Annotated in this window: 26 protein-coding genes; 23 read left to right on the forward strand and 3 right to left on the reverse strand. The window is 34.2% G+C overall.

What is annotated here, in order from left to right:
• Positions 1-7: 7 nt before the first annotated feature.
• The 3 genes from K6112_00340 to tdh are packed head-to-tail and all read right to left on the reverse strand — an operon-like array spanning position 8 to position 3,080.
• The gene (locus tag K6112_00340) at positions 8-835 is read right to left on the reverse strand and encodes a redoxin domain-containing protein (protein ID QZP17842.1); all 828 of its coding nucleotides are present in this window, start codon (positions 833-835) and stop codon (positions 8-10) included.
• A 2-nt stretch (positions 836-837) separates the two neighbouring features.
• Entirely contained in the window at positions 838-2,031 is a 1,194-nt protein-coding gene (locus K6112_00345) for a glycine C-acetyltransferase (GenBank protein ID QZP17843.1), read from the reverse strand.
• Between the two features lie 14 nt (positions 2,032-2,045).
• Entirely contained in the window at positions 2,046-3,080 is a 1,035-nt protein-coding gene (tdh, locus tag K6112_00350) for an L-threonine 3-dehydrogenase (GenBank protein ID QZP17844.1), read from the reverse strand.
• 255 nt (positions 3,081-3,335) lie between these two features.
• Between tdh and K6112_00355 the strand changes: the two genes are divergently transcribed.
• The 23 genes from K6112_00355 (at position 3,336) to K6112_00465 (ending at position 24,453) form a co-directional block, all read left to right on the forward strand.
• The gene (locus K6112_00355) at positions 3,336-3,479 is read left to right on the forward strand and encodes a hypothetical protein (protein QZP17845.1); all 144 of its coding nucleotides are present in this window, start codon (positions 3,336-3,338) and stop codon (positions 3,477-3,479) included.
• 179 nt (positions 3,480-3,658) lie between these two features.
• On the forward strand, positions 3,659-4,234 hold the full coding sequence (locus K6112_00360; GenBank protein ID QZP17846.1) for a D-sedoheptulose 7-phosphate isomerase: 576 nt from the start codon (positions 3,659-3,661) through the stop codon (positions 4,232-4,234).
• Positions 4,235-4,415: 181 nt separating this feature from the next.
• Positions 4,416-4,754 (forward strand): MarR family EPS-associated transcriptional regulator, encoded by a 339-nt coding sequence (locus K6112_00365; protein ID QZP17847.1) that lies wholly within the window; start codon positions 4,416-4,418, stop codon positions 4,752-4,754.
• A gap of 10 nt (positions 4,755-4,764) precedes the next feature.
• Complete coding sequence (locus tag K6112_00370) at positions 4,765-6,180, forward strand: mannose-1-phosphate guanylyltransferase/mannose-6-phosphate isomerase (protein QZP18437.1); 1,416 nt, start codon at positions 4,765-4,767, stop codon at positions 6,178-6,180.
• Positions 6,177-7,184: an NAD-dependent epimerase gene (locus K6112_00375; GenBank protein ID QZP17848.1), complete on the forward strand. Its 1,008-nt coding sequence runs from the start codon at positions 6,177-6,179 to the stop codon at positions 7,182-7,184. Before K6112_00370 ends, K6112_00375 begins: the two co-directional genes overlap by 4 nt.
• Complete coding sequence (rfbB, locus tag K6112_00380; protein QZP17849.1) at positions 7,177-8,247, forward strand: dTDP-glucose 4,6-dehydratase; 1,071 nt, start codon at positions 7,177-7,179, stop codon at positions 8,245-8,247. Before K6112_00375 ends, rfbB begins: the two co-directional genes overlap by 8 nt.
• The gene (gene rfbA, locus K6112_00385) at positions 8,244-9,128 is read left to right on the forward strand and encodes a glucose-1-phosphate thymidylyltransferase RfbA (protein QZP17850.1); all 885 of its coding nucleotides are present in this window, start codon (positions 8,244-8,246) and stop codon (positions 9,126-9,128) included. Before rfbB ends, rfbA begins: the two co-directional genes overlap by 4 nt.
• Positions 9,125-9,679 (forward strand): dTDP-4-dehydrorhamnose 3,5-epimerase, encoded by a 555-nt coding sequence (gene rfbC / locus K6112_00390; GenBank protein ID QZP17851.1) that lies wholly within the window; start codon positions 9,125-9,127, stop codon positions 9,677-9,679. Before rfbA ends, rfbC begins: the two co-directional genes overlap by 4 nt.
• A 9-nt stretch (positions 9,680-9,688) precedes the next feature.
• A complete protein-coding gene (gene rfbD / locus K6112_00395) occupies positions 9,689-10,579 on the forward strand; it encodes a dTDP-4-dehydrorhamnose reductase (protein QZP17852.1) in 891 nt (296 codons plus the stop codon).
• Positions 10,580-10,595: 16 nt separating this feature from the next.
• Complete coding sequence (locus K6112_00400) at positions 10,596-12,395, forward strand: ABC transporter ATP-binding protein/permease (GenBank protein QZP17853.1); 1,800 nt, start codon at positions 10,596-10,598, stop codon at positions 12,393-12,395.
• Between the two features lie 112 nt (positions 12,396-12,507).
• The gene (gene pseB, locus K6112_00405) at positions 12,508-13,521 is read left to right on the forward strand and encodes a UDP-N-acetylglucosamine 4,6-dehydratase (inverting) (protein QZP17854.1); all 1,014 of its coding nucleotides are present in this window, start codon (positions 12,508-12,510) and stop codon (positions 13,519-13,521) included.
• A 46-nt stretch (positions 13,522-13,567) separates the two neighbouring features.
• Complete coding sequence (pseC, locus tag K6112_00410; GenBank protein QZP17855.1) at positions 13,568-14,734, forward strand: UDP-4-amino-4,6-dideoxy-N-acetyl-beta-L-altrosamine transaminase; 1,167 nt, start codon at positions 13,568-13,570, stop codon at positions 14,732-14,734.
• Positions 14,731-15,597 carry an aldo/keto reductase gene (locus K6112_00415; protein QZP17856.1) on the forward strand — a complete coding sequence of 289 codons (867 nt, stop codon included), beginning with the start codon at positions 14,731-14,733 and terminating at the stop codon, positions 15,595-15,597. The genes pseC and K6112_00415 overlap by 4 nt, the downstream gene beginning before the upstream one ends.
• Positions 15,594-16,352, forward strand: coding sequence for a glycosyltransferase family protein (locus tag K6112_00420; protein QZP17857.1), 759 nt, complete (start codon positions 15,594-15,596; stop codon positions 16,350-16,352). Before K6112_00415 ends, K6112_00420 begins: the two co-directional genes overlap by 4 nt.
• Positions 16,303-17,673, forward strand: a complete 1,371-nt coding sequence (locus K6112_00425; GenBank protein QZP17858.1) for an aminotransferase class III-fold pyridoxal phosphate-dependent enzyme — start codon at positions 16,303-16,305, stop codon at positions 17,671-17,673. Before K6112_00420 ends, K6112_00425 begins: the two co-directional genes overlap by 50 nt.
• A gap of 127 nt (positions 17,674-17,800) precedes the next feature.
• Positions 17,801-18,598 (forward strand): nucleotidyltransferase, encoded by a 798-nt coding sequence (locus K6112_00430; protein QZP17859.1) that lies wholly within the window; start codon positions 17,801-17,803, stop codon positions 18,596-18,598.
• A gap of 35 nt (positions 18,599-18,633) precedes the next feature.
• Positions 18,634-19,065, forward strand: coding sequence for an NUDIX hydrolase (locus K6112_00435; protein QZP17860.1), 432 nt, complete (start codon positions 18,634-18,636; stop codon positions 19,063-19,065).
• Positions 19,062-19,781 (forward strand): 2-C-methyl-D-erythritol 4-phosphate cytidylyltransferase, encoded by a 720-nt coding sequence (locus tag K6112_00440; GenBank protein QZP17861.1) that lies wholly within the window; start codon positions 19,062-19,064, stop codon positions 19,779-19,781. Before K6112_00435 ends, K6112_00440 begins: the two co-directional genes overlap by 4 nt.
• Before the next feature lie 29 nt (positions 19,782-19,810).
• Positions 19,811-20,644 (forward strand): transketolase, encoded by an 834-nt coding sequence (locus tag K6112_00445; GenBank protein ID QZP17862.1) that lies wholly within the window; start codon positions 19,811-19,813, stop codon positions 20,642-20,644.
• Positions 20,637-21,605: a transketolase family protein gene (locus K6112_00450; protein QZP17863.1), complete on the forward strand. Its 969-nt coding sequence runs from the start codon at positions 20,637-20,639 to the stop codon at positions 21,603-21,605. Before K6112_00445 ends, K6112_00450 begins: the two co-directional genes overlap by 8 nt.
• A gap of 2 nt (positions 21,606-21,607) precedes the next feature.
• Positions 21,608-22,354: a 3-oxoacyl-ACP reductase FabG gene (locus tag K6112_00455; protein ID QZP17864.1), complete on the forward strand. Its 747-nt coding sequence runs from the start codon at positions 21,608-21,610 to the stop codon at positions 22,352-22,354.
• Positions 22,354-23,583: an ATP-grasp domain-containing protein gene (locus K6112_00460; protein ID QZP17865.1), complete on the forward strand. Its 1,230-nt coding sequence runs from the start codon at positions 22,354-22,356 to the stop codon at positions 23,581-23,583. The genes K6112_00455 and K6112_00460 overlap by 1 nt, the downstream gene beginning before the upstream one ends.
• A 15-nt stretch (positions 23,584-23,598) precedes the next feature.
• Positions 23,599-24,453, forward strand: a complete 855-nt coding sequence (locus tag K6112_00465; GenBank protein QZP17866.1) for an N-acetylneuraminate synthase family protein — start codon at positions 23,599-23,601, stop codon at positions 24,451-24,453.
• The last annotated feature ends 1 nt before the right edge of the window (position 24,454 follow it).

Raw genomic sequence — 24,454 nt, forward strand, 5'->3', positions numbered from 1 at the left:
CTAGCGTTTAGTTTCTGACGCGGTTTCGTCGGGCATCATTCCCATCATAATGACCAGGTTGCTTGATGGTTCTTAGGAATGTCTCAAAAACATTGTATTCATCAACCTCATATTTTTCTTTTATATCCTCGTCGGGAATGTCATTTGAAACAATAACATCATCACCAAACTCCCAGTTTGCCGGAGTAGAGACGTTTAGTTCTGAAGATACTTGAAGCGCCTCTAATGTTCTTACAATTTCACTAAAGTTACGGCCAATATTCTTAGGGTAAGTCAACATCGCTTGAATATTCTTTTTAGGGTCAATTATAAACACTGCTCTGATGGTTGACTTATTTTCACCTCCCAAAGAACTAGCATTTGGTAATGCTTTTGGATGATACATCCCATAAAGTGTTGCAACCTCTAAATCTGGATCAGAAATAATAGGAAAATTAACATCAGTATCACCTTCTGTCCCTAGAAAAAGATTTTTTAAATCATCCGTTGTGGTTGTTTTATTTTTATAATTATTAATCACCTCAACCCATTCAAGGTGATCTTCAACTGAATCTGCACTTAATGTGAGTATTTTTGCATTTTTTTTCTTAAGTAATGGTTGTAATTTTGCAGCTTCTGCGAGTTCAGTTGTGCAGACAGGTGTGAAGTCTCCAGGATGAGATAAAAGAATAATCCATTGATCTTGACTCCAATCATAAAAATCTAATTTACCTAATGTCGTATCAGCTTTGAAATTAGGTGCTTTATCACCAATTTGAAGCGCATTTGCTTGAAGGGTAAGTAACACAAAGAAAAAAACTAATAATTTTGTAATTAGGTAAAAAGATAATTTCATATTTAATTTTGAAGTTCATCTCTGATAGTTGCGAAAGCATTAATCGCCTTATCTAAATCTTCTTTGGTATGTGCAGCAGAAATTTGCGTTCTTATTCTAGCCTTACCTTTGGGTACAACAGGGAAGAAGAAACCAATTGCATAAATTCCATGCTCAAGGAGCTTTTGACTCATAGTCTGAGCTAGGTTTGCATCACCCAGCATCACAGGGACAATAGGGTGATCCCCGTCATTAACCTCAAAACCTGCTTCTTGCATGCCTTTTCTGAAATAGTGGGTATTCTCCTCTAATGTGTCTCTTAGTTTTGTTGAAGATTGTAAGATTTCTATCGCTTTAAGTGTTCCTGCACAAATTGAGGGAGCTAATGTATTTGAAAATAGATAGGGTCTAGAACGTTGTCTTAGCATATCAATAATTTCTTTCCTGCCAGAAGTAAAACCACCAGATGCACCACCTAGAGCCTTACCGAATGTACTAGTAATGATATCAACTCTATCAATAACATTGCAGTATTCATGAACTCCTTTTCCTGTTTTACCCATAAACCCAGTTGCGTGACAATCATCATGATGAACCATCGCATCAAATTCATCAGCAAGGTCACATATTTTATCCAGTTGAGCGATTGTTCCATCCATTGAAAATACACCATCTGTTGTGATTAGAATTCTTCGTGCACCTTTTTCTTTAGCTTCAATGAGTTTTGATCTGAGGTCATCCATATCATTATTCTTGTATCGATATCTTTGGGCCTTTGACAGCCTCACGCCATCAATAATTGATGCATGATTTAATTCATCAGATATCACCGCATCCTCAGCACTTAGGATTGTTTCGAACAAGCCACCATTTGCATCAAAACAGGCAGCATAAAGAATAGTTTCTTCCATCCCTAAAAATTCACTGACTTTTTTTTCTAGTGTCTTATGAATTGTTTGCGTACCACAAATGAATCTGACTGAGGCGAGCCCATACCCCCAATGATCATAACTATCTTTGGCTGCTTGGATAATTCTTTTGTCATTGGCTAACCCTAAATAATTGTTGGCACACATATTGGTTACATGCTGGCCATCCTCAAGCGAAATATGATTTGCTTGATTTGAGTTAATGTTCCTTTCACTTTTCCAAAGACCTGCCGACTTTATTTCCTCTAAATCACTAGCTAGACTTTCTCTTACTTTCTCAAAACTCATTTGATTCCTTTAATTTAATTAATCCAATCAAGAATAACTTTTCCAGATTGTCCTGACCTCATAACATCAAAACCTTCTTGAAAATCTTTATATGAAAAACGATGCGTAATTATTTTTTCAAGAGGTAACCCAGATTGAACCATCATTGAACCCTTGTACCAGGTTTCGAATATTTCCCTGCCATAAATTCCTTTGATTGTAAGGCCTTTAAAAACCACCATATCCCAATCAATACCTGATCCAGGTGGCATTATTGCAAGCATAGCGATATGCCCACCATTAATCATTAACTCTAGCATCCCACTAAATGCAATTGGCGATCCTGACATTTCAAGACCAACATCAAAACCCTCATAGATTCCAACAGATTCCATTAGTTTCTTATCAATTTTTTGCATGGTTACATTTATTGTGATGACGCTTGGCAGGATTTTTTTTACAAGTTTTAATCGATATTCATTAAGGTCAGTAATAACAATATTTCTGGCCCCAGCATGTTTAGCAACCATTGCTGCCATGATCCCAATTGGCCCTGCACCCGTTATTAAAACATCCTCTCCAACCATATTAAAGGATAAAGCTGTATGAACAGCATTACCGTAAGGATCGAATACGGATAATAGATCGGTTGGTATATCCCGACTAGGTTTAAAAACTACTTTTGATGGCACTGACAAATACTCTGCGAAAGCACCTGTTCTATTAACACCAACACCAATGGTATTTGGACAGAGGTGGATTCTTCCCCCTAGACAATTCCTGCACCTGCCACAAGTAATATGCCCTTCACCAGAAACAATATCTCCAATTTTTAAATCAGTTACATTCGAACCAAGCTCTACTATCTCACCAGAATACTCATGTCCTGTAGTCATTGGGATAGGTATAGTTTTTTTTGCCCATTCATCCCAGTTGTATATGTGGATATCTGTTCCGCATATAGCAGTCTTGTGTATTTTAATTAATACATCATTGTTGCCAAGATCTGGCTCAGAAACATCCTCTAACCAAATACCCTCTTTGGCCTGACTTTTAACTAATGCCTTCATGTAACTCCATTTAAAAATTTAAACCTAATTATATGACAAATAAGCTATGTACAAAAAATATGTTTGGTTTTCTCTACTATTTAATCAGTATTTAATGACAGCTTTTACAAATGATTGTTCAAGATTTTTATTGTAAATAAAAAGCTAGAATTAATAAAAAAATCGGTATAAAGTATAAATGTAATTAATATATATATAGGTTCCAGTAAAAAAAAGTTTTTATGTAATTTTTTAATCAATTTTCGGAGGTGTTTTATGGATATAAAGCAGTTGAAAAGTAGACATAAAGAGTTAGATGAAATCATCGAATTAAGCTTCAAAAATTATGTGCCTGATCTAAAGATAAGAAAATTTAAGAAAGAAAAGTTAAGAATTAAAGAGCAACTAGAAAAAAATTAAATCTTAACCTACAAAATTCTAGGTATTCAAAAAAGTAAGTATAAATTTTTACGTTCATTAATTTTTTAAATTTATCAACTTATCTTTTTTTTATATAAAAAATATAAATAGACACTTTTTTAATGTAATTTTTTAAAATATATAACCCAAAATATCTAAAATATCCAAAATATTCAAAAATGTATGAAAAAATAATTGAAGAGCATTTTATTGAGCATAAAGCCACCCTTGACTCAGTTGCTGAGTTGGGTGAGTCAATTGAAAAAGTGGCACATCTATTAATTCGTTGCCTAAAAAATAATGGAACTATTTTTTGGTGTGGCAATGGAGGTAGTGCCTCAGATAGTCAGCATTTAGCAGGTGAGCTTGTTGGTAGGTTTGTTGGAGACAGAAGACCGCTCAAGTCAATTGCTTTAACTGCAGATTCTTCGGTTACAACCTGTATAGTTAATGATTATGGATACGAGCATATTTTTTCTAGGCAAGTTGAAGGATTAGGCTCAAAAGGAGATATATTAATTGGTATTTCAACTTCTGGAAACAGTCAAAATATTTTAAATGCTTTAAAAGTTGCTAATCGAAAACATATGACGACAATTTGTCTGTTAGGCAAAGGCGGAGGGAAAGCATCCAGCATTGCAAAACAATCAATTATTGTTCCTTCAGAATCCACTGCACGAGTTCAAGAGATGCACATATTAATCGGTCATATACTTTGTGACCTGATTGAAGAAGGATTACATCTTAAAGAATAATTTTTTTGTGTTTAAGATTTACATCAACCTAAGACATTACTCATCTTTAATTTAGCCTATTTTTACCTCATAAACTTGTATTTATTTAAATTTATGATTAGAATAGTTTTGTTCAATGTTGAACATAAATTTAAATTATATTAACAATAATTTAGCCAAATTATAGAGTAATTAGATAAAAATGAATTCTCCATCTAAGATTCAGCATCCAGATATTCACTTTAAGATAATGAACTTGATTCATAATAATCCTGACATCACTCAGCGTGAATTAGCAAAAAAGACTGGAGTTAGTTTAGGCTCCATTCACTATTGTCTTAAAGCTTTAGTAAAAAAGGGCTGGGTTAAGGCTGGAAATTTTAAAAGAAATCCAAATAAGTCTATTTATTTATATTTATTAACTCGGGAAGGGGTTTCGCAAAAATCTAAATTAGCTTTAGATTTTTTGCGTCGTAAAAAAATAGAATTCGATGCATTGAAAATAGAAATTAAAAAGCTCTCAGAGGAAATAGATGGATAAATCTAAACTCATGAAAATTCATCCAGTTATACTATCTGGTGGATCAGGAACAAGGTTATGGCCCTTGTCACGAAGAGATTACCCGAAGCAATTTCTAACTTTAGAATCAAAAAATTCTTTGTTGCAAGATACTATTTTGCGTTTGAGAGGCTTAGAAAGTCTTGCAGATCCAATAATTGTTTGTAGCGCTATCCACCGTTTTTTAGTAGCTGATCAGTGCCAACAAATTAATATTAAAAATCCAACAATATTATTAGAACCAGTTGGGAGAAATACCGCACCTGCAATTGCTGCAGCTGCATTTCAATCACTTACAGAAGCAGATGATGCTTTATTGCTTGTTTTATCAGCTGATCAAGTGATTAAAGATATTGATGCATTTCATCAAACAATAAATATTGCATTGCAGGAAGCACAAAGAGGAAAATTAGTAACTTTCGGTATTAAACCAACAGCTGCTAATACCGGTTATGGTTATATTAAATCTTCAAAAGACTGTATTAATGGTACTTACAAAGTTGAAAGGTTTGTTGAAAAGCCTAATAAAAGAAATGCTCAGGTTTTTTTAAAGCAAGATAATTACCTTTGGAACTCTGGCATATTTATGTTTAAGGCTGCTAGGTTAATTGATGAACTTATTGTCCATTCGCCTGAAACTGTTTTTTCAGTTAATGATGCTGTTAAGAAAGCTGAGAAAGACCTTGACTTTATTCGTCTTGATAAGAAGGCATTTGAATCATCCCCAAGTGAATCCATTGACTATGCATTGATGGAGAAAAGCAAAGAGGTTGTTGTCATTCCTATGGATGCGCAGTGGAATGATATTGGAGCTTGGGATGCACTTTATGATATCGGTAAAAAAGATACAAATGGTAATGTGATTAAGGGCGACGCTATTATCCAAGATACAACTAATACTTATGTCAATTCTAATTATCATATGGTTGCGACTATTGGAGTAGATAATTTAATTATAGTAAATACGCCTGATGTAACTTTCATAGCCACTCAAGATAAAGCAAAAGAAGTTAACTCTATGGTTAAGCTTCTAAATAGTAAACAACGAGATGAAGCTGTAACAAATCAAAAGGTTTATTGTCCATGGGGTTGGTATGATTCAATTGAAAAAGGTTTGAATTTCCAGGTAAAAAAATTATTTATTAAACCTGGCGCAAAGCTATCTCTACAAATGCATTACAAACGTGCGGAACATTGGGTAGTAGTGAGAGGAACAGCGACGGTAGTTAATGGTAAAGATGTTCTTACATTAAAACAAGGTGAGTCATCTTACATCCCAGTTGGGCAAAGACATAGTTTAGAAAATAAGACAAAAGAACAGTTGGAAATTATTGAAATACAAAGTGGCATGTACTTAAAAGAGGATGATATTGTGAGATTTGAAGATCTTTATGGGAGGGTTAAGTGAAAATATTAGTAACGGGTTCAGCAGGCTTTATTGGATCAGCGTTATCACTTAAATTACTTGATAAGGGCAATACGGTAATTGGTATTGATAACCATAATAATTATTATGATCCTAAACTTAAGGATGCTCGATTAGCAAGACATATTGATCATAAAAATTATACTCATTTCAGAATGAATCTTGAAGATAGAGAGGCTATAACAAAGCTATTTAAAGACCACCAATTCGAAGGCGTAGTTAATCTAGCTGCACAGGCAGGTGTTAGGTACTCTATTGAGAATCCATCAGCATATATCGATTCTAATTTAGTAGGCTTTGCAAACCTTCTAGAGGGTTGCCGACATAATAAAGTAGAACACCTCTTATATGCTTCATCAAGCTCTACTTATGGCCTTAATACTAAGCAGCCATTCTCTACCCACGAAGCGGTTAATCATCCTGTGAGCCTTTATGCAGCAACAAAAAAAGCTAATGAGTTAATGGCGCATGCGTATAGCCATTTATATAATTTACCAACTACAGGGTTAAGGTTCTTCACAGTCTATGGGCCTTATGACAGACCTGATATGGCATTGCAAAAATTTACTAGAGCAATCATGAATAATGAAGTTATTTCTATATTTAATTATGGTAAACATAGAAGAGACTTTACCTATATTGATGATGTTATTGAAGCCATCATTAGAATTTTAGATAGCCCAGCACAACCAAACCCAGACTGGAATAGCAACAAACCGGACCCATCAACATCTAGTGCGCCATATAGAGTTTATAATATTGGTAATAATAACCCAGTTGGGCTAATGGAGTTTATTGAAACATTAGAAACCTCGCTTGGGGAAAAAACAGAAAAAAAACTACTTCCCCTTCAACCCGGTGATGTCCCAGACACTTATGCAGATATAGATGATCTTGCAGAAGATTTTGGCTACAAGCCAACCACGAACATTCAAAAAGGCCTAGAAAACTTTGCTAAATGGTACATGGAATATAACAATGTGTAAAAAAATACTTATCACTGGCGGTGCTGGTTTTATTGGCTCTGCAGTAATTCGGCACATTATTAAAAATACCAATCACTACGTGGTTAATATTGATAAACTTACCTATGCAGGTAATTTGGAGTCCTTAAAGTCTATAGAAAATGATTCAAAATATGTATTTGAGCACGTAGATATTTGTAATGCCAATGAGATGAATCGAGTTTTTAACGTACATCAACCTGATATTGTAATGCATCTGGCAGCTGAATCTCATGTAGACAGATCAATAGATCTTCCTGGTGAATTTATTCAAACCAATATTTATGGTACCTATGTAATGCTTGAAGAAGCTAAAAATTATTGGTCTTGCTTAGAGGGTTCTAAAAAAAATAACTTTAGGTTCCATCATGTTTCTACTGATGAGGTATATGGAGATTTGGAAGGAACAGATGATCTTTTTAATGAAGAAACATCATATGCACCTAGCTCACCATACTCTGCTTCAAAAGCAAGCTCAGATCATTTAGTAAGGGCATGGCAAAGAACTTATAAATTCCCAACTTTAATTACTAATTGCTCAAATAATTATGGCCCTTATCAATTCCCCGAAAAGCTAATACCTCTTACTATTTTGAATGCATTAGAAGGTAAAGGCTTACCAATTTATGGTGATGGTAAACAAATTCGAGATTGGTTATATGTTAATGATCATGCAAAAGCATTAATTCATGTCGCCATGACAGGGGAAACTGGTGAGACATACAATATTGGTGGACATAATGAAATCCAAAATATCGAAGTTGTTAAAATTATTTGTAGTATTTTAGATGATTTAAAACCATGTGAGCATCGAGGGATTGGTAAATATGAACAGCTCATTACTTATGTAAAAGATAGATCTGGGCATGATACAAGATATGCAATAGATGCCTCAAAGATATCTAATAAGCTTGGATGGAGGCCAAATGAAACATTTGCATCTGGAATCAAGAAAACTGTTGAATGGTATTTAGAAAACACTGCTTGGCTTGACCATGTTAAAGATGGAAGTTACATGGGAGAGCGATTAGGAGTTGTAAAGTGACGAAAGGAATAATTTTAGCAGGTGGATCAGGCACACGCCTTCACCCTCTAACCAAAGTGGTATCGAAGCAACTCATGCCAGTTTATGATAAGCCAATGATCTATTATCCCTTATCAGTATTAATGCTCTCTGGGATACAAGAGGTTTTAATTATCTCCACTCCTGAAGACCTTCCAAGGTTTAAAAAGCTTTTAGGGGATGGGTCTGATATTGGTATGAAGTTTAAATACATTATTCAACCCAGTCCTGATGGACTGGCTCAAGCATTTATACTTGGTAAAAATTTTATTGGTGATGAAGATGTATGTTTAATATTAGGCGATAATATTTTTTATGGTCATGGCATGATTGACATATTATCTAACGCTGTGTCAAATGCTAAAGAAAAAAATATAGCAACAGTGTTTGGATATCACGTCCAAAATCCAAATTGTTATGGTGTAGTAGATTTTGATCAAACAGGAAAGGTTCTTAGTATCGAAGAAAAGCCTGAAAATCCAAAAAGTAACTACGCAGTAACGGGGCTTTATTTCTACCCAAATGATGTAATAAAGAAAGCTCCAAAAATAGAGCCATCTAAGAGGGGGGAATTAGAGATAACCACTATAAATGAAATGTACTTGAGTGAAAAACGTTTAACTGTCAAGTTACTAGGGAGAGGTTTTTCTTGGTTAGATACAGGTTCACATGAGAGCTTATTAGAAGCCTCAGCTTTAATTGAAGTCATCGAGAGGAGGCAAGGGCTTAAAGTGGCTTGTATTGAAGAAGTTGCTTATAGGAATGGGTTTATAAGTAAACAACAATTTATAAAACTGGGGCAATCTATGGCAAATAACCAATACGGGCAATATATTTTAAGTCGTTCAAAGGAGTTGTTGTGAGGTATATTCCCCAATTAATACCTGATGTAATTATTATCGAACCAAAGGTTCATATAGATAATCGTGGCTATTTTATGGAAACTTTTAGACAGGATTTATTTGAAGAAACTGTAGGGTACAAAGTAAATTTTATTCAGGATAATGAGTCAAAATCAAAAAAAGGTGTATTGAGAGGCATGCACTACCAACTTCCACCCTATACCCAAGCCAAGCTTGTTAGAGTCATTGAAGGGAAAATTCTTGATGTAGCTTTAGACATAAGAAGGTCTAGTCGTACCTTTGGCAAGCATATTGCAACTGAGCTTTCAGCAGATAACAAGCGACAGATGTTTTTGCCACACGGATTTGCACATGGGTTTATTGTTCTTAGTGAGAGTGCAACCTTTTCATATAAAGTCGATAATTATTATGCGCCAATGTTTGATAGAGGCATTGCATATAACGATAGTAAATTGGCCATTGATTGGAAGTTATCTCCGGAGCTTTTTCATCTTTCAGAAAAAGATAAGCTAAATCCCAATTTAATTGATGCCAAAGAAATATTTAAATAGTTAAGAGTTATGAAAATTTTAATTATTGGTAAAGATGGGCAATTAGGAAAGTCCATTCATAAAATTCTTAAATTAAATGATAATTTTAAAAAAAGTTTTGAAAATTTTATTTTTATTGGCAGAGAAGATTTAGACATGAACAATATGGATAGAATCCATGGTTATTTTAAAAATAAAAATTTTGATCTAATTATCAATTGTGCTGCATATACAGCTGTAGACCAAGCGGAGCATGAAGTTGACTTTGCTAAAAATATAAATCATTTTGCTGTTAAGCAGCTCGCTAAAATAGCTTATAAAAAAAATGCAAAATTAATACATATATCTACAGATTTTGTATTTGATGGAGAAAGTGACAATCCATATACAGAAATAGAAAAGACGAATCCCTTAAATATCTATGGAAAGACTAAACTTGCTGGTGAGAAATCAATACAAAAAATAATGCCAACAAATGCGATTATCTTAAGAACCAGTTGGCTTTATTCAGAGTTCGGTAATAATTTTTTTAAGAAGATTATAAGTTTAGGTAAAGACCAAACTGAAATAAGTGTGGTAAATGATCAAATTGGCTCCCCAACTTACGCATCTGATTTAGCTTTTTTAATTTTAGAAATTCTTAATAATGACGAATTTAGAAAAAAGAATCCAGTCACGCAGATTTATCATTTCTCAAATAAAGGGCAGACAAGTAGATATGAATTTGCTAATGAAATTTTAAAAATAGCATCGTCTAATTGCAAAGCAATTTCTGTAGAAACGCAAAAAAATTCAACAATTGCAAGAAGACCAAGAAAGGTAATATTGGATAATACTAAAATTGAAAAATATTTAAACTTAAAAAATATCTTTTGGAAAGAGTCATTAAAAAAAGCATATTTATTAACTAAGGATATTTAATATTTATTAAAAAAATATGATTAATAAACTTAAAAATCTATTAAATTTACTAAGCCAAAAGCAACAAAAAAAATTTATTTTTTTACAAATTTTAGTTGTAATTACAGCTGTATTTGAGCTCATTGGTATTGCTTCAATTGGCCCCTTCATGATCCTTGTCTCAGATTTTTCTGTTCTAGAAGGAGACAATATCATTGCAAATTTTTACTTAGAAACTGGACTAAATAATCATTTTGAATTTGCATTTTTAATTGGAATGATTGTTTTAATGTTACTACTTATAGGAAGTATAATATCAATGTATACAACTTGGTTGTTAGCAATTTTTGGTCAGGAAGTTGGAGTAAAGCTTGGTAGTCGCTTATTTCAATTTTATCTGCATAGAACATGGTTGTTTCACACAACTTCCAGCAGTTCAAATCTTACAAAGAAAATAACAGTTGAAGTAAACAGAATAACTAACGGAGTTATTACTCCTTTTATGCAACTTAATTCAAAAATTGTTACTAGTTTTTTTATATCCATCGCTTTGTTAATTTACAATCCTTTAGTTACTTTAGTAGCCTTAATTATTTTTTCATTTTCATATTTTATGATTTTTAGATTAGTTCGGTATAGGTTATCAAAAAATGGAGATATGGTTTCTGCTGCCGCAAAAGAACGATTTAAATTAATGGCTGAAGGTTTTGGGGGCGTAAGAGATATTCTATTATCAAGGTCACAGAAACACTACATAGATAAATTTGAAAAGTCTGGCAATTCATACGCACATTATCAAGGAGAAACATTAGCATTGGCGCACGTCCCAAGGTATATTATGGAATTAGTTGCATTTGGAAGCTTAATTTTATTTTTACTTTATTTAATAATTAAATATGATGGTAAATTTGACGAAGTTTTACCTATATTATCAGTTTATACATTAGCAAGTTTTAAGCTCATCCCAGCATTGCAGCATATATATGCATGTACAGTTTTAATACGTGGGCATATTTCTTCTTTTAGTTTGATTGAGAAAGATCTGAAACAAAGCCTTAGTTTTCTTAAAATACCTATATCAAACAAGAGAAAAAAAATAAAAATAAAGGAGTCAATAAAATTAAATTGTATTAAGTTCACTTATCCTAAAAAAAATATAGCAACAATCAAAGATATTAATATCAAAATTCCAGTAAATAAAATAATTGGGTTAGCAGGTGAATCTGGATCTGGTAAGTCAACAATTATTGATATATTAGTTGGTTTGATACAGCCTAGTAAAGGAGAGATATTAATTGATGAAAATCCTTTATCTATTGGAGATATTCCAAGCTGGCAAGACGAAATAGGCTTTGTCTCACAGTCTATTTTTTTATCAGATGCAACTATTTTAGAAAATGTAGCATTTACAATTCCAAAAGAAAAAATTAATAAACGTAAAGTTAGAAGGTCAATTAGATTAGCTGGCCTTGAAAAAGTTATTGATGAATTACCTGATGGAATTGAAACTGACGTTGGTGAGAGAGGCGTACAACTTTCTGGAGGACAAAGGCAGAGGATTGGGATTGCTCGAGCTTTATATAATGATCCTAAAATTTTAGTTTTCGATGAAGCTACAAGTGCACTTGATAGCAATACAGAAAAAGTAATTATGGATTCAATTTTTAACTTCTCTGGATTAAAGACAATAATTATTATTGCGCATAGATTATCAACTTTAAAAAAATGTGATTTGATTTATTTTATTGATAAAGGCAAGGTGTCAGATAAAGGCAGTTTTCAAACCTTATTAAATAATAATATCAAGTTTAAAAAAATGGCAAATTTAATTACTTGAAAATGGCTTATGAAAATCAAAAATTTTATTAATTTAATACTGGACTTAAGAGTCAGTAATCACTTGATAATCAATGTATTGGTCGTTAGAAAAAATTACTTAAGAGGTGTTTATGTTAAATAATAAATCATTATTAATAACAGGTGGTACTGGAACCTTAGGCAAGGCTTTGGTTAAAGAGATAATTAATCGGTTTCCCATGATTAAAAGACTTATTATTTTTAGCCGTGATGAATTAAAGCAATTCGATATGGCACAAGAGTTCCCTGAAAAAAAATATGCTTGCATGCGTTATTTTATTGGAGACATAAGAGATATAGATCGCTTAAGGAGGGCTTTGGAAGGTGTTGATTATGTCATTCATGCTGCTGCATTGAAACAAGTGCCTGCTGCTGAATATAATCCTACTGAATTCATTAAAACAAACATTCTTGGCTCAGAAAATTTAATTGAGGCCTGCATTGACAATAATGTAAAAGGTCTTGTGGCACTATCAACTGATAAAGCTGCAGCACCTATAAACTTATATGGTTCCACTAAACTTTGCAGTGATAAGCTTTTTGTTGCGGCAAATGGTTACAAAGGAAGCAGGGTTTTAACTTTCTCCGTTGTCCGCTATGGCAATGTTATGGGTTCACGTGGTTCTGTAATACCATTTTTTATTGAAAAAAGGCGAAAAGGAGAATTACCAATTACAGACCCCAGAATGACACGCTTTAATATATCGTTGAAGGACGGAGTAGAAATGGTTCTATGGGCCTTGGAAAATTCAAAAGGGGGCGAGATATTTGTTCCTAAGATACCATCATATCTTATAACTGATCTAGCGAAAGCAATTTCTCCAAGTGCTAAACTAGTAAATGTTGGAATCAGACCTGGCGAAAAAATTCATGAAGAGATGATCACTGAAAGCGATAGTTTAAATACTGTCGATCTTGGTATTTACTGGGCAATTATATCAAGTTCAGGAAAATATTCAGTTGAACGATACTGTAAGGAATTTGGGGGAACAGCTGTTGGTGATGGATTTTCTTATAATTCTGGCACTAATCCAGATTTTCTCTCAGTTGAACAGCTTAGACAGTTAATTAAAGAGGAGTATGATTCAAGCTTTGAGCCTATGTAATATTTTGTCTATAACAAAGCATCAAATAAATTCAAATTTAAATATTATGTCAAGAAAACCATTTATACCTTACGGAAGACAAGAAATTACCCAAGACGATATTGAAAATGTTGCAAATGTTTTGAAATCTGACTTTCTAACTCAGGGCCCCTGTGTTCCAGAGTTTGAAAAAAGAGTCTCTGAATATTGTGGTGTTAAACATGCTGTAGCACTCAATTCATCAACTTCCGCTCTTCATATTTCTTGCTTATCTCTTGGTCTCAAAGCAGGAGACTGGCTTTGGACTAGCCCAATTACTTTTGTTGCTTCAGCGAATTGTGGACTTTATTGTGGAGCAAAAGTTGATTTCATCGATATTGACCCTGAAACATACAATCTTTGCCCAAAAGCGCTTAAAAAGAAGCTTATTCAAGCAAAAAAAGTTGGTAAATTACCAAAAATTATAGTCCCTGTTCACCTCAGTGGCCAGTCTTGTGATATGAAAGCAATTCATGAGTTATCAAAAGAATTTAATTTTAAAATTATTGAAGATGCATCACATGCAATTGGAGGGAAATATCTTAATGAGCCAGTTGGTAATTGTAAATATAGTGACATTACAGTTTTTAGTTTTCACCCAGTAAAAATTATTACTACGGGTGAGGGCGGCATGGCATTGACAAATAATAGCGTCATTGCTGAACGAATATCTATATTACGCAGCCATGGCATTACAAGAGATCCAAAGCTAATGACTCATGAGCCAGAAGGTGATTGGTATTATCAACAAATTGATTTAGGTTTTAATTATCGAATGACAGATATTCAAGCTGCCTTGGGGATAAGTCAATTAAAAAGATTGGATAGTTATGTATCTCGTCGACATGAGCTTGCTATGAGATACAACAATCTTCTTAAGGATTTACCCCTTATAATTCCTTATCAAAATAGTGATAATTATTCATCTTTTCACTTATATATCATTAGACTTAGGGATAGAAAAAAACATAAGCAGACTTTCGAACATCTTAGAAAAGAAAATATTGGTGTTAATTTACACTATATTCCTGTTCATATGCACCCATATTATAGTGAGATAGATACTGAATATCATGATCTTAAACAATCTGAGCTATATTATAAAGACGCGATCAGTATTCCTTTATATCCCGCTATGACTGAGTTGGAGCAGGATTTTGTTATAAGTTCTCTGGAAAAAGCATTACAAATATGAAGATTGAGTTAGGTACAGTTCAGTTTGGGATTCCCTATGGAATTGCTAATTCTAAAGGTCAGGTAGAAAAAAAAGAAGCAAAAAATATTTTAGACTATGCCAAAAGCTCAGGGATAAATTCAATAGACACAGCAATAGCTTATGGGACAAGTGAGAAATGTTTAGGTGAGATTGGATTGGATGGGTTTCAAGTGATTACGAAGCTACCAGAAATTCCTGATAATTATGGAAATTTAAAATCATGGGTTCAAAAGCATATAAAAAATTCATTAAGAACACTTTCAGTAGGATCATTATCAGGTCTTCTCCTTCACAGACCAAGTCAATTGCTTGATTCAGATAAGAATGAATTATGGTCGATATTACTTCGGTTAAAGGATGAGGGTCTTGTCAAAAAAATTGGTTTTTCCATTTATACACCTGCTGAATTAGATGATTTATGGAATTTATATAAACCTGATTTAATTCAGGCTCCATATAGTATTTTTGATCGACGCCTAGAAACTAGCGGATGGTTAGAGCGTTTATATAATGAAAATGTTGAGATACATATTCGCTCTATATTTTTACAAGGGTTATTGTTAATGAATAAAAATGCTAGGCCAAAAAAATTCAATAAATGGCTTGAGGTTTGGAATCGATGGCATGATTGGCTTGAGGGTAATAATGTTAGTCCACTTCAAGCCGCAGTTTCTTTCTCAATATCAGATAATAGAATTACAAAGGTTACAGTTGGTGTTGATAGCCTTGGTCAGCTGAAGGAGGTTATTGCTGCGTCAAATAGTAATATAAATAAATTCCCACAAGACTTAAGTGTTGAAGATACAAAACTTTTAAACCCATCTGAATGGGCCTCACTATGAAGGTAATTGCAATTGTTCAAGCACGAATGAATTCAGCGCGATTACCAGGAAAAGTCTTAATGCCTTTGGCAAACAAACCTGTTCTGGCTCATATTGTTGAGCGACTATCTTATTGCAAGCTTGTCGAAAATATTTTAATTGCTACTTCTCACGAAGATAGAGATGACCCAATAGCCGAGTATTGTGAAAATAATAATATTGATTATTATCGTGGAAGTCTTGATGATGTCCTAGATCGTTATTACCAGGCTGCTAAGACTTATCATGCTGAAACGATTCTTCGCATAACTGCTGATTGTCCTGTAATTGACCCAATAGTTGTTGATGCTGTTATTGCTGGATATCTTTCAAACAAATATGATTTATATGGTCTTGGAGGTGAATTTCCCGATGGCCTTGATTGTACGGTTTTCTCTTTTAGCGCATTAGAGAAAGCATGGAAGAGGGCTAAATTAAAATCAGAAAGGGAGCATGTTTGTCCTTATATAGAAAAAAATCCCCAGATGTTTAATAATGGTATGTTGGAATTGTTTAAAGGATTAGATAAGCATCGATGGACTCTTGATATGCCAAGTGATTATGAGTTACTAAGTAAAATATTTAATCAGTTATATAGGGAAAACTCACCGTTTCTAACACATGAAATTTTACAATTCATTCAAAGAAACCCAAAATTGCTAGCGATTAATTCTGATATTGTTCGTAATGAAGGATATCAAAAATCAATACAGAAGGAAAATATTAACAATGGTTGACATCAATACACTTAAAAATGGTAAGGGGCCCAATCTGTATGAAAAAGCAAAAAAGTTAATTCCCGGGGGTACCCAATTATTATCAAAGAGACCTGAGATGTTTGTACCTGATATATGGCCTGCTTATTATTCAAAAGCAAAAGGTTGCAAAGTTTGGGATTTGGATGGAAGAGAGTTTATTGACATGTCAATCATGGCGGTTGGTGCATGTATTTTAGGATATTCAGATGAGGATGTTGATGGAGCTGTAATTGAATCAATTCATAAAGGTGTGAATAGTTCACTGAATTGCCCTGAAGAAGTTGAGTTAGCGGAAGCATTAATTGATTTACATCCATGGTTTGATATGGTTCGTTACGCCCGTGGTGGAGGTGAAGCTCTCGCTATTGCAGTTCGAATTGCTCGAGCTAAAACTAGGAGGGATAAAGTTTTATTCAGTGGTTACCATGGTTGGACAGATTGGTATTTAGCAGCAAATCTTGATGATGAATCAGGTCTAGATGGACAGCTAATGCCTGGACTTGAGCCTAATGGAGTTCCTAGAGAGCTCGCAGGAACAGCAATTCCTTTTCATTTTAATGATATAGATTCTTTAAGGGAGGCGATTAGTGGAAATGAGTCTGAAATCGCGGCAATCATGATCGAACCTGCAAGAGGGGAGGAGGCACCTGAAGATTATTTGCAAACTTTACGAGAAATTGCATCAGAAATTGGTGCGGTATTAATTTATGACGAGATAACAAGTGGATTTAGAATGTGCGCAGGAGGTATACATCGAAGATATAAAATATATCCAGATATGGCTGTTTTTGCTAAGTCTATGGCTAATGGTTATGCAATGTCTTCAATACTTGGAAAAGAAGAGTTTATGCAGGCAGCGCAATCAACATTTATTTCCAGTACTAATTGGACAGATCGTGTAGGTCCAGCAGCAGCATTAGCAACATTAAAGAAATACCAAAAAACACAAACAGATAAACACATTATTTCTATTGGTGAAAAAACTCAAGAAATATGGAAAAATGCTGCTCTAAAAAATAGACTAGATATTGAAGTTAGTGGATTACCAACATTATCGTCCTTTAGTTTTAAAAGCCAGCATGCTATGGATTTGAATACTCGATTTGTGGTAGAAATGTTACAAAAAGGATTTTTAGGTTTTAGGCAATTTAAACCATCCTTGGCTCATAGCCAAATTGAATTGAAATTATACAAAAGTGCAGTAGAGGATGTTTTTAAAACACTATCTAATTTGCCAAATGATAAAATACTTAATTCTGAAAAAGCACACTCCACTTTTAAACGATTAACAACAGAATGAGGTAGGGGAGATTGATGAGCAAAATTAAATGGAGCAAAATAAATTCTTTTGTGATGCATTTATTATTAAGCTATATGAAAAAATTCGTCGATATTAATTTTAATATAAGCAAAAATAGGTTTTAGTTATGAAAGGAAAAACAATTTATTTTGGCGCCGCGGGATCGGGACGTGCATATTGTCAGCATACAAAAACATACCCCGACTTCTTTATTGATAATGATTCAAGTAAGTGGGGAACATTTATCGAGGGGATTGAGATTAAGCAGCCAAGTGTTTTGGAATCTACCATGATAGAAAAAATTATAATTACATCAGGATATGTTAAAGAGATGCTGCCACAACTTTTAAGCATGGGGATTGACAGAGATAAAATACATAGTCCAGCAAAATCCTTGTTAGGTTTTCATATATTTAAAGATCAAATAAATAGAATACAAACAGCAAAAAAACTTTTCCAGATAATGTCAGAATTAAGAGAAAATTGTAAAATTGTGGCGGTAGGGGGGACTGCTCTTGGGTTTGCTCGAAATAAAGACTTTATTCTTTGGGATTCAGATATTGATCTCTTTGCTCCAATTCGATCAAAGCTTGAAGTGTTTGAGTTTTTAAAAAACCTTGGGTACAAACCAGAATATGAGCTTCATTCGATCAAAGCAACAATGATTCTTGATAACGGAGTGGAAGTCCCAATTGGTATAGATCTATTAGATTGGGGTACAGATACTTTTGTCGATATTTTCGAGGACTATTCATGGGTATGGCCTACAAAAATGTTTACAGAATGTTCAGAAATCGAAGTCCACGGAGTGAAGCTTAATATACCAAATCCTGTAGATAAATATTTAAGAAAGATATACGGTGAAACATGGCAAACACCAAATCCTAACTTTGCCTATTCGGATTATGGTGGTGAAAAGGCATAAAGAAAATTAGCAATTTACAATTAAAGAGATGAAAATTGATAGAAACTCCCTTATTAACAGTAGATAGTGTAGTTTTTGATGGCAGTGGTGTTGTATTAATCCGGCGTGGATGCGAACCTTTTAAAGGAGAATATGCATTGCCAGGTGGGTTTGTAGATATTGGTGAATCTGTAGAGGATGCCTGTATTAGAGAGTTAAAAGAAGAGACGGGCTTAGTGGTTAATAAAAACTCACTACAGCTTATTGGGGTATATTCAAAGCCAGGTCGAGACCCGAGAAGACATACAGCAAGTATTGCATATTTAGCAGAAGCAGATTTGAGTATGTTGCAGGCTGGAGACGATGCAGCATCAGTAGAATTGGTTATTGATTGGAAAAGAAAAAGTATTGCATTTGATCACATGAAAATTATTAATGATGCTAGCTTGTTATACGACAATATTACAAAAAATAAGGAAAAAAAATGAAAGCAGTCGCGGTTGTACTTGCCTCCGGCTCTGGAGAGAGGTTTGATGCACAAAATACTCCAAAACATTTAACTCCTATTCTAGGATTACCTATTTTTATTTGGACATTAAATACAGTCATTAAATCAAAAATATTCTCTTCAATTGTGGTGGTTACAAGAAATCAAGATATCTCAAACACAGAAAAGGCGATTAAGGAATATGTTCCTGAAAGCTCATCATCTATTAAAGTAACAAGCGGTTCGAAGGAGCGCATGGAGTCTTTTTTTTTAGGTTTAGAGCTTTTAAGAAATTCAAATTTATTAAATCAAAAAACAATTGTTGGCTTGTTTGATGCAAATCGACCCTTTACGCCAAAAAGTCAATTGGATAAATTATACGAATTAGCTCAAGAATTTGGTTGTTCATGTCCTGTTCGGCCAGCAGTTAATGGTATAGCAGAAATAGAATTAGAAAGAATTAAAAGTGTGCCAGAAAAATCAAAATATGTTGAATATGTAACTCCAGAATTTATTCAGTTCGACAAGCTTTCCCAAGCAACAGAAAGCAGTAATCTTATATTAAGCTCTCTTGTTGAGTATGCATTATTTATAGAAATTAATCCTATTACATGCATTGCTTCTATACTTAACTCGAAACTAACTTTTCCAGAAGATAGGGCTTACCTTGAAGGACTTGCAATAGATAATAATCTTAAAAAAACCAATTCTTTATAACGAAAAAATAACTAGGAGGTTAGTAGATAATGATTGAGGAAAATAATTGGCTCAGAAGAAAAGCTCTTGAGAGCATATATTATGCTAAATCAGGTCACCCTGGTGGCGTTTTGTCTGCGATAGATATAATTGACTTTTTATTTAAGAGCGAAATGAACTATAGCATTGATAATTTTGAGAGTTTAACTCGTGACCGTTTTATTCTATCCAAAGGTCATAGTGCACCTGCACTTTATGCAGTTGGTGCAAAGGTTGGAATTATTTCTAAAGATAGACTGAATGGTTTAAGAAAAATAAATCACGAGCTTCAAGCTCATACGCATCGCCTAACTACCCCATGGGTAGAAGCAAGTACAGGTTCATTGGGTCAGGGGTTTTCTTTTGCAATCGGAGAAGCTAAGGCGATGAAAATGCAGTCAATCGATAATAGAGTATATGTGATGCTTGGTGATGGTGAATTACAGGAGGGTGAGGTATGGGAAGGAGCAATGTTTTCAGCTCATCACGAGTTAGATAATTTGTGTGCTATCGTGGATTACAATAAAATGCAAAGCGATAATCTCAATGAAAACATTATCAGACTTGAGCCGTTAGTAAATAAATGGAAGTCATTTGGTTGGCATGTTATAGAAATAGATGGCCATAAATCTAGCGAAATTAAATTAGCTTTTGATGGTGCACGAAATGTAAAAAAAAAACCAACAATAATAATTGCAAATACTATCAAGGGGAAGGGTGTATCTTTTATGGAAAATTCTCCTACTTGGCATGGAAGCGTAAAAATGACCAAAGCCGATCTAAAACAAGCGCTTTTAGAGTTAGGTTCCTCCAATAGTGAGATTGGAGCAATTATTAATGAATAAAAAACCAGAACTAATTGCGACTAGCGGAGATTCTCTGAGGGAATCATTTGGAAAAACTCTGGTTTCATTGGCTAACCAGTATCCTAAAGTCATAGTTTTGGATGCAGACATTGCAGGAGGTACTGGTATACATCATTTTAGAGAAAAGTTTCCGGATAGATTTGTTCAATGTGGTATTGCTGAACAAAATATGATGGCAATGTCTGGAGGAATGGCAGCTGTTGGTTTAATTCCGATAGTAACAACATTCGCAGTATTTATGCTTAGAGCTATTGAGCAGGCAAGACTCTCCATTGCATATGCTGATATGAATGTAAAGATTGTTGCTAGCCACCCAGGGCTAGATACAGGCCCAGATGGAGCATCAGCACAATGTTTGGAGGATATAGCCTGCTTTAGATCTATTCCTAACATGACCGTTATCTCACCTTGTGACCCACATGAAATGGAGCAAGCTACCAAAGCAATATTGGATCATATTGGCCCGGTATATATGCGAACTGGAAGAAGTGATACAAAAAGAATACTTAATGATGAATATAAATTTGAAATAGGAAAGGGAAAAGTTATATATCCTGGAAAAGATTTAACTATCGTTGCTTGTGGGGTAGAGGTATCAAGAGCACTAGAGGCTGCAGAAATTTTGAGAAATGATGGAATATCTGCGAGAGTTGTAAATATGTCAACCATCAAACCAATTGATGCAGAATTGCTTGAAAAGTGCTCATCTGAGACAGGTGCGTTTGTTACTGCTGAGGATCATAGTGTAATTGGTGGCTTAGGGGGTGCTGTTGCTGAAGTCTTAGCAAAAAGCAAACCATCACCAATTGAATTTATTGGAACTCAAGATGTTTTCGGAGAGTCAGGAGAGCCCGATGAGTTGGCAGAAAAATATGGACAAACTGCAAAATTTATTGTGGATGCAGCAAAAAAAGTGATTGATAGAAAGAAAGGGAGCTAAACATGAGATTGAAAGGAAAAAAAGTATTGATAACCGGTGGGTCAAGAGGTTTAGGAAGGGCTATTTGTATTGCATTAGCAAGTGAGGGAGCTAATATTGCCTTTACATATAGGAATAGTGGCGATGCAGTTAAAAGCTTGATTGAAGAAGTGAAAAGTTATGGTATCGATGTTTTAAATTTTCAATGTGATGTAAGAGATCGAAAAGCTTGGAGAAGTGTTGTTGGGGAAATAGAAAATGAATGGGAATCTATCGATTCCTTAATAAATAATGCTGGAATTAACAAGCCAACAGATTTTGATAAGATTACTGATTCTGATTGGGATGAGGTTATATCAATTAATTTAAAAGGACCATTTATTGCGTCTCAAGAGACATTTTCTTTACTAAAGAAAAGCAAAGCAGCAAGTATTGTAAATATAGGATCTACTAGCGGTCAGTACGGTGGGCCAAGAACTGCTCATTACGCTGCTAGTAAGGCTGGATTAATCTCACTTGGACAAGTAATTGCAAGATTTGGTGCAGATGAAGGTATTCGATGTAATACAATAGCAGTTGGTTTAATTTCTTCAGATATGGCTGCAGAGGGTTTAAAATCAGCAACTGTCCTAAAAGCAGCAGAATCTATTGTGTTAAAACGACTTGGGTCTTTCGATGAGGTTGCGAAAGCTGTTGTCTTTTTAGTTTCTGATGAAAGTAGCTATATTACTGCTCAAACAATTAATGTAAATGGTGGTCTTTATTTTTAATGGGAGATGGCCAAAAAACATTATTATTTATTGGTGGTGGAATAGAAACTCTTCCTGGAGTAGATTTAGCTAAGAAAATGGGATTGAATGTAATAGTATCTGATAGGAATCTCGAGGCACCTTGTATGGCAGTTGCTGATGACTGCATTATCGCCGACACATACGACGAGAAGCATACTTTATTAGCTGCAAAAAAATTTCATCATTCCAAAAGAAATATTGATGGAGTGATATGTATGGCTTCAGATATTCCTTTAACGGTTGCTACAGTAGCTTTTGGATTAAGCCTTCCTGGCATACCAGTCGCTTCAGCCAAAATTGTGGCCGATAAGCTTTTAATGAAAAATTGTTTTAAGGTTGCTGGACTTCCAATACCTAGATACCAAGAAATACACAGCATTATAGAGCTTAAAGAAAAAGCTAAAAATTTTGGCTTTCCATTTGTGATTAAACCTGTTGATAGTAGAGGTGCTAGAGGAGTATTTAAAGTAACCAAAAATGTTGATATTGAATGGGCATTCATAACCGCAAAATCTTTTTCTCCAACTGCAAGAGTAATGATAGAAGAGTATATGCCAGGCCCTCAAGTAAGTACTGAGTCATTGATCATAAATGGAGATGTCTTTACTATAGGTTTTTCAGACAGAAATTATGAGTTTCTTGAAAAATACGCTCCAAATATGATTGAGAATGGAGGGGATTTACCAAGCAAACTAAAAGAAAAAGAACAATCTTTAATTAGGGAAGCAGTTGAAGAAACAGCCAAAGCACTTAATATTAAAAATGGAGTAATAAAAGGAGATATGGTTTTATCAAATCAGAATCCATATATCATTGAGGTTGCTGCTAGATTGTCAGGAGGTTATTTTTGTTCTCACGAAATTCCATTAAATACTGGTGTAAATTTTGTTGGTAACGCAATAAAAATAGCATTAGGTGAAGATATTAAAAAAGAAGAATTAAAAGTTAAATCTAATAATCCTATTTCACAAAGATATCTTTTTCCAAAACCAGGTAAGGTTATAAAAATAGAAATACCTAAATGGGTTGGTGAAAGCAAATCTGTCATAATGTGTGAAATCAGAGTAAAAGTAGGAGAAATAATACCTGAAGTTACTCAGCATCCATCCAGAGCAGGTGTAGTCATTTGCAGGGGAAGTAATCTTAAAGAAGCTCAACAAACAGCAAAAAAAGTTGTCGATGAGGTTTTGATTGAAACGGTTTCTTAATTTATTATATCTATCATGAGTTTTTTTATAGCAGAAGTGTCAAGCAACCACTCTAGAGATATTGATAGGGCAATCGAATTTATTGATGCTGCCTCTAAAATAGGTTGCGATGCTGTTAAATTTCAATTGTTTAAAATTGATAAACTGTTTGCTCCCGAAATTTTAGAAAACTCAAAAGAACATAGAGATAGAGAAGAGTGGGAATTACCTTTAGATTTTTTGCCTATATTGTCAGATTCTTGCAGAGAAAACGGAATTCAGTTTAGCTGCACTCCATTTTATATTGAAGCTGTTAAAGAATTAGAGCCCTATGTCGACTTTTACAAAATAGCTTCTTATGAATTACTCTGGGATGACTTACTTATTGCTTGTGCACGTAGTGGAAAGCCTGTAATTATTTCTACAGGTATGGCGAACTTAAATGAAATAAAGCATGCGGTAAAGACTTTACGAAATATTGATTGTGAACCAACCATACTCCATTGTACATCGTCTTATCCGACACCTTATACAGAAGCAAATTTATCCGCGATAGAAACTATACGTCAATCATTAGACTGTGCAGTTGGTTGGTCAGATCATACCGTTGAGCCTGGTGTTATTCATCGTGCAATAAATAAATGGGATGCAAAAGTTATTGAATTTCATTTAGATTTAGACGGCAAAGGTCAGGAATTTAAATCTGGACATTGCTGGCTCCCAGACCAAATTGGGTCAGTAATTAAACAAGTTAGACATGCGGAAGCCGCGGATGGAAATGGTATTAAAGCACCAACTCCATCTGAGCTATCTGATCGCCTATGGCGAGCAGATCCAGCTGATGGATTGAGACCATTAAAATCAATCCGGAAGAATTTTTCATCAAAATGAA

The organism is Methylophilales bacterium (assembly GCA_019823025.1).
Classification (GTDB): domain Bacteria; phylum Pseudomonadota; class Gammaproteobacteria; order Burkholderiales; family Methylophilaceae; genus BACL14.

Bases quoted from the DNA above. Each gene is read 5' to 3' on its own strand.
- K6112_00340 (QZP17842.1), bottom strand. From the start codon at position 835: ATGAAATTATCTTTTTACCTAATTACAAAATTATTAGTTTTTTTCTTT.
- K6112_00345 (QZP17843.1), bottom strand. From the start codon at position 2,031: ATGAGTTTTGAGAAAGTAAGAGAAAGTCTAGCTAGTGATTTAGAGGAA.
- tdh (QZP17844.1), bottom strand. From the start codon at position 3,080: ATGAAGGCATTAGTTAAAAGTCAGGCCAAAGAGGGTATTTGGTTAGAG.
- K6112_00355 (QZP17845.1), top strand. From the start codon at position 3,336: ATGGATATAAAGCAGTTGAAAAGTAGACATAAAGAGTTAGATGAAATC.
- K6112_00360 (QZP17846.1), top strand. From the start codon at position 3,659: ATGTATGAAAAAATAATTGAAGAGCATTTTATTGAGCATAAAGCCACC.
- K6112_00365 (QZP17847.1), top strand. From the start codon at position 4,416: ATGAATTCTCCATCTAAGATTCAGCATCCAGATATTCACTTTAAGATA.
- K6112_00370 (QZP18437.1), top strand. From the start codon at position 4,765: ATGAAAATTCATCCAGTTATACTATCTGGTGGATCAGGAACAAGGTTA.
- rfbB (QZP17849.1), top strand. From the start codon at position 7,177: ATGTGTAAAAAAATACTTATCACTGGCGGTGCTGGTTTTATTGGCTCT.
- rfbD (QZP17852.1), top strand. From the start codon at position 9,689: ATGAAAATTTTAATTATTGGTAAAGATGGGCAATTAGGAAAGTCCATT.
- K6112_00400 (QZP17853.1), top strand. From the start codon at position 10,596: ATGATTAATAAACTTAAAAATCTATTAAATTTACTAAGCCAAAAGCAA.
- pseB (QZP17854.1), top strand. From the start codon at position 12,508: ATGTTAAATAATAAATCATTATTAATAACAGGTGGTACTGGAACCTTA.
- pseC (QZP17855.1), top strand. From the start codon at position 13,568: ATGTCAAGAAAACCATTTATACCTTACGGAAGACAAGAAATTACCCAA.
- K6112_00415 (QZP17856.1), top strand. From the start codon at position 14,731: ATGAAGATTGAGTTAGGTACAGTTCAGTTTGGGATTCCCTATGGAATT.
- K6112_00420 (QZP17857.1), top strand. From the start codon at position 15,594: ATGAAGGTAATTGCAATTGTTCAAGCACGAATGAATTCAGCGCGATTA.
- K6112_00425 (QZP17858.1), top strand. From the start codon at position 16,303: ATGAAGGATATCAAAAATCAATACAGAAGGAAAATATTAACAATGGTT.
- K6112_00430 (QZP17859.1), top strand. From the start codon at position 17,801: ATGAAAGGAAAAACAATTTATTTTGGCGCCGCGGGATCGGGACGTGCA.
- K6112_00440 (QZP17861.1), top strand. From the start codon at position 19,062: ATGAAAGCAGTCGCGGTTGTACTTGCCTCCGGCTCTGGAGAGAGGTTT.
- K6112_00445 (QZP17862.1), top strand. From the start codon at position 19,811: ATGATTGAGGAAAATAATTGGCTCAGAAGAAAAGCTCTTGAGAGCATA.
- K6112_00450 (QZP17863.1), top strand. From the start codon at position 20,637: ATGAATAAAAAACCAGAACTAATTGCGACTAGCGGAGATTCTCTGAGG.
- K6112_00455 (QZP17864.1), top strand. From the start codon at position 21,608: ATGAGATTGAAAGGAAAAAAAGTATTGATAACCGGTGGGTCAAGAGGT.
- K6112_00460 (QZP17865.1), top strand. From the start codon at position 22,354: ATGGGAGATGGCCAAAAAACATTATTATTTATTGGTGGTGGAATAGAA.
- K6112_00465 (QZP17866.1), top strand. From the start codon at position 23,599: ATGAGTTTTTTTATAGCAGAAGTGTCAAGCAACCACTCTAGAGATATT.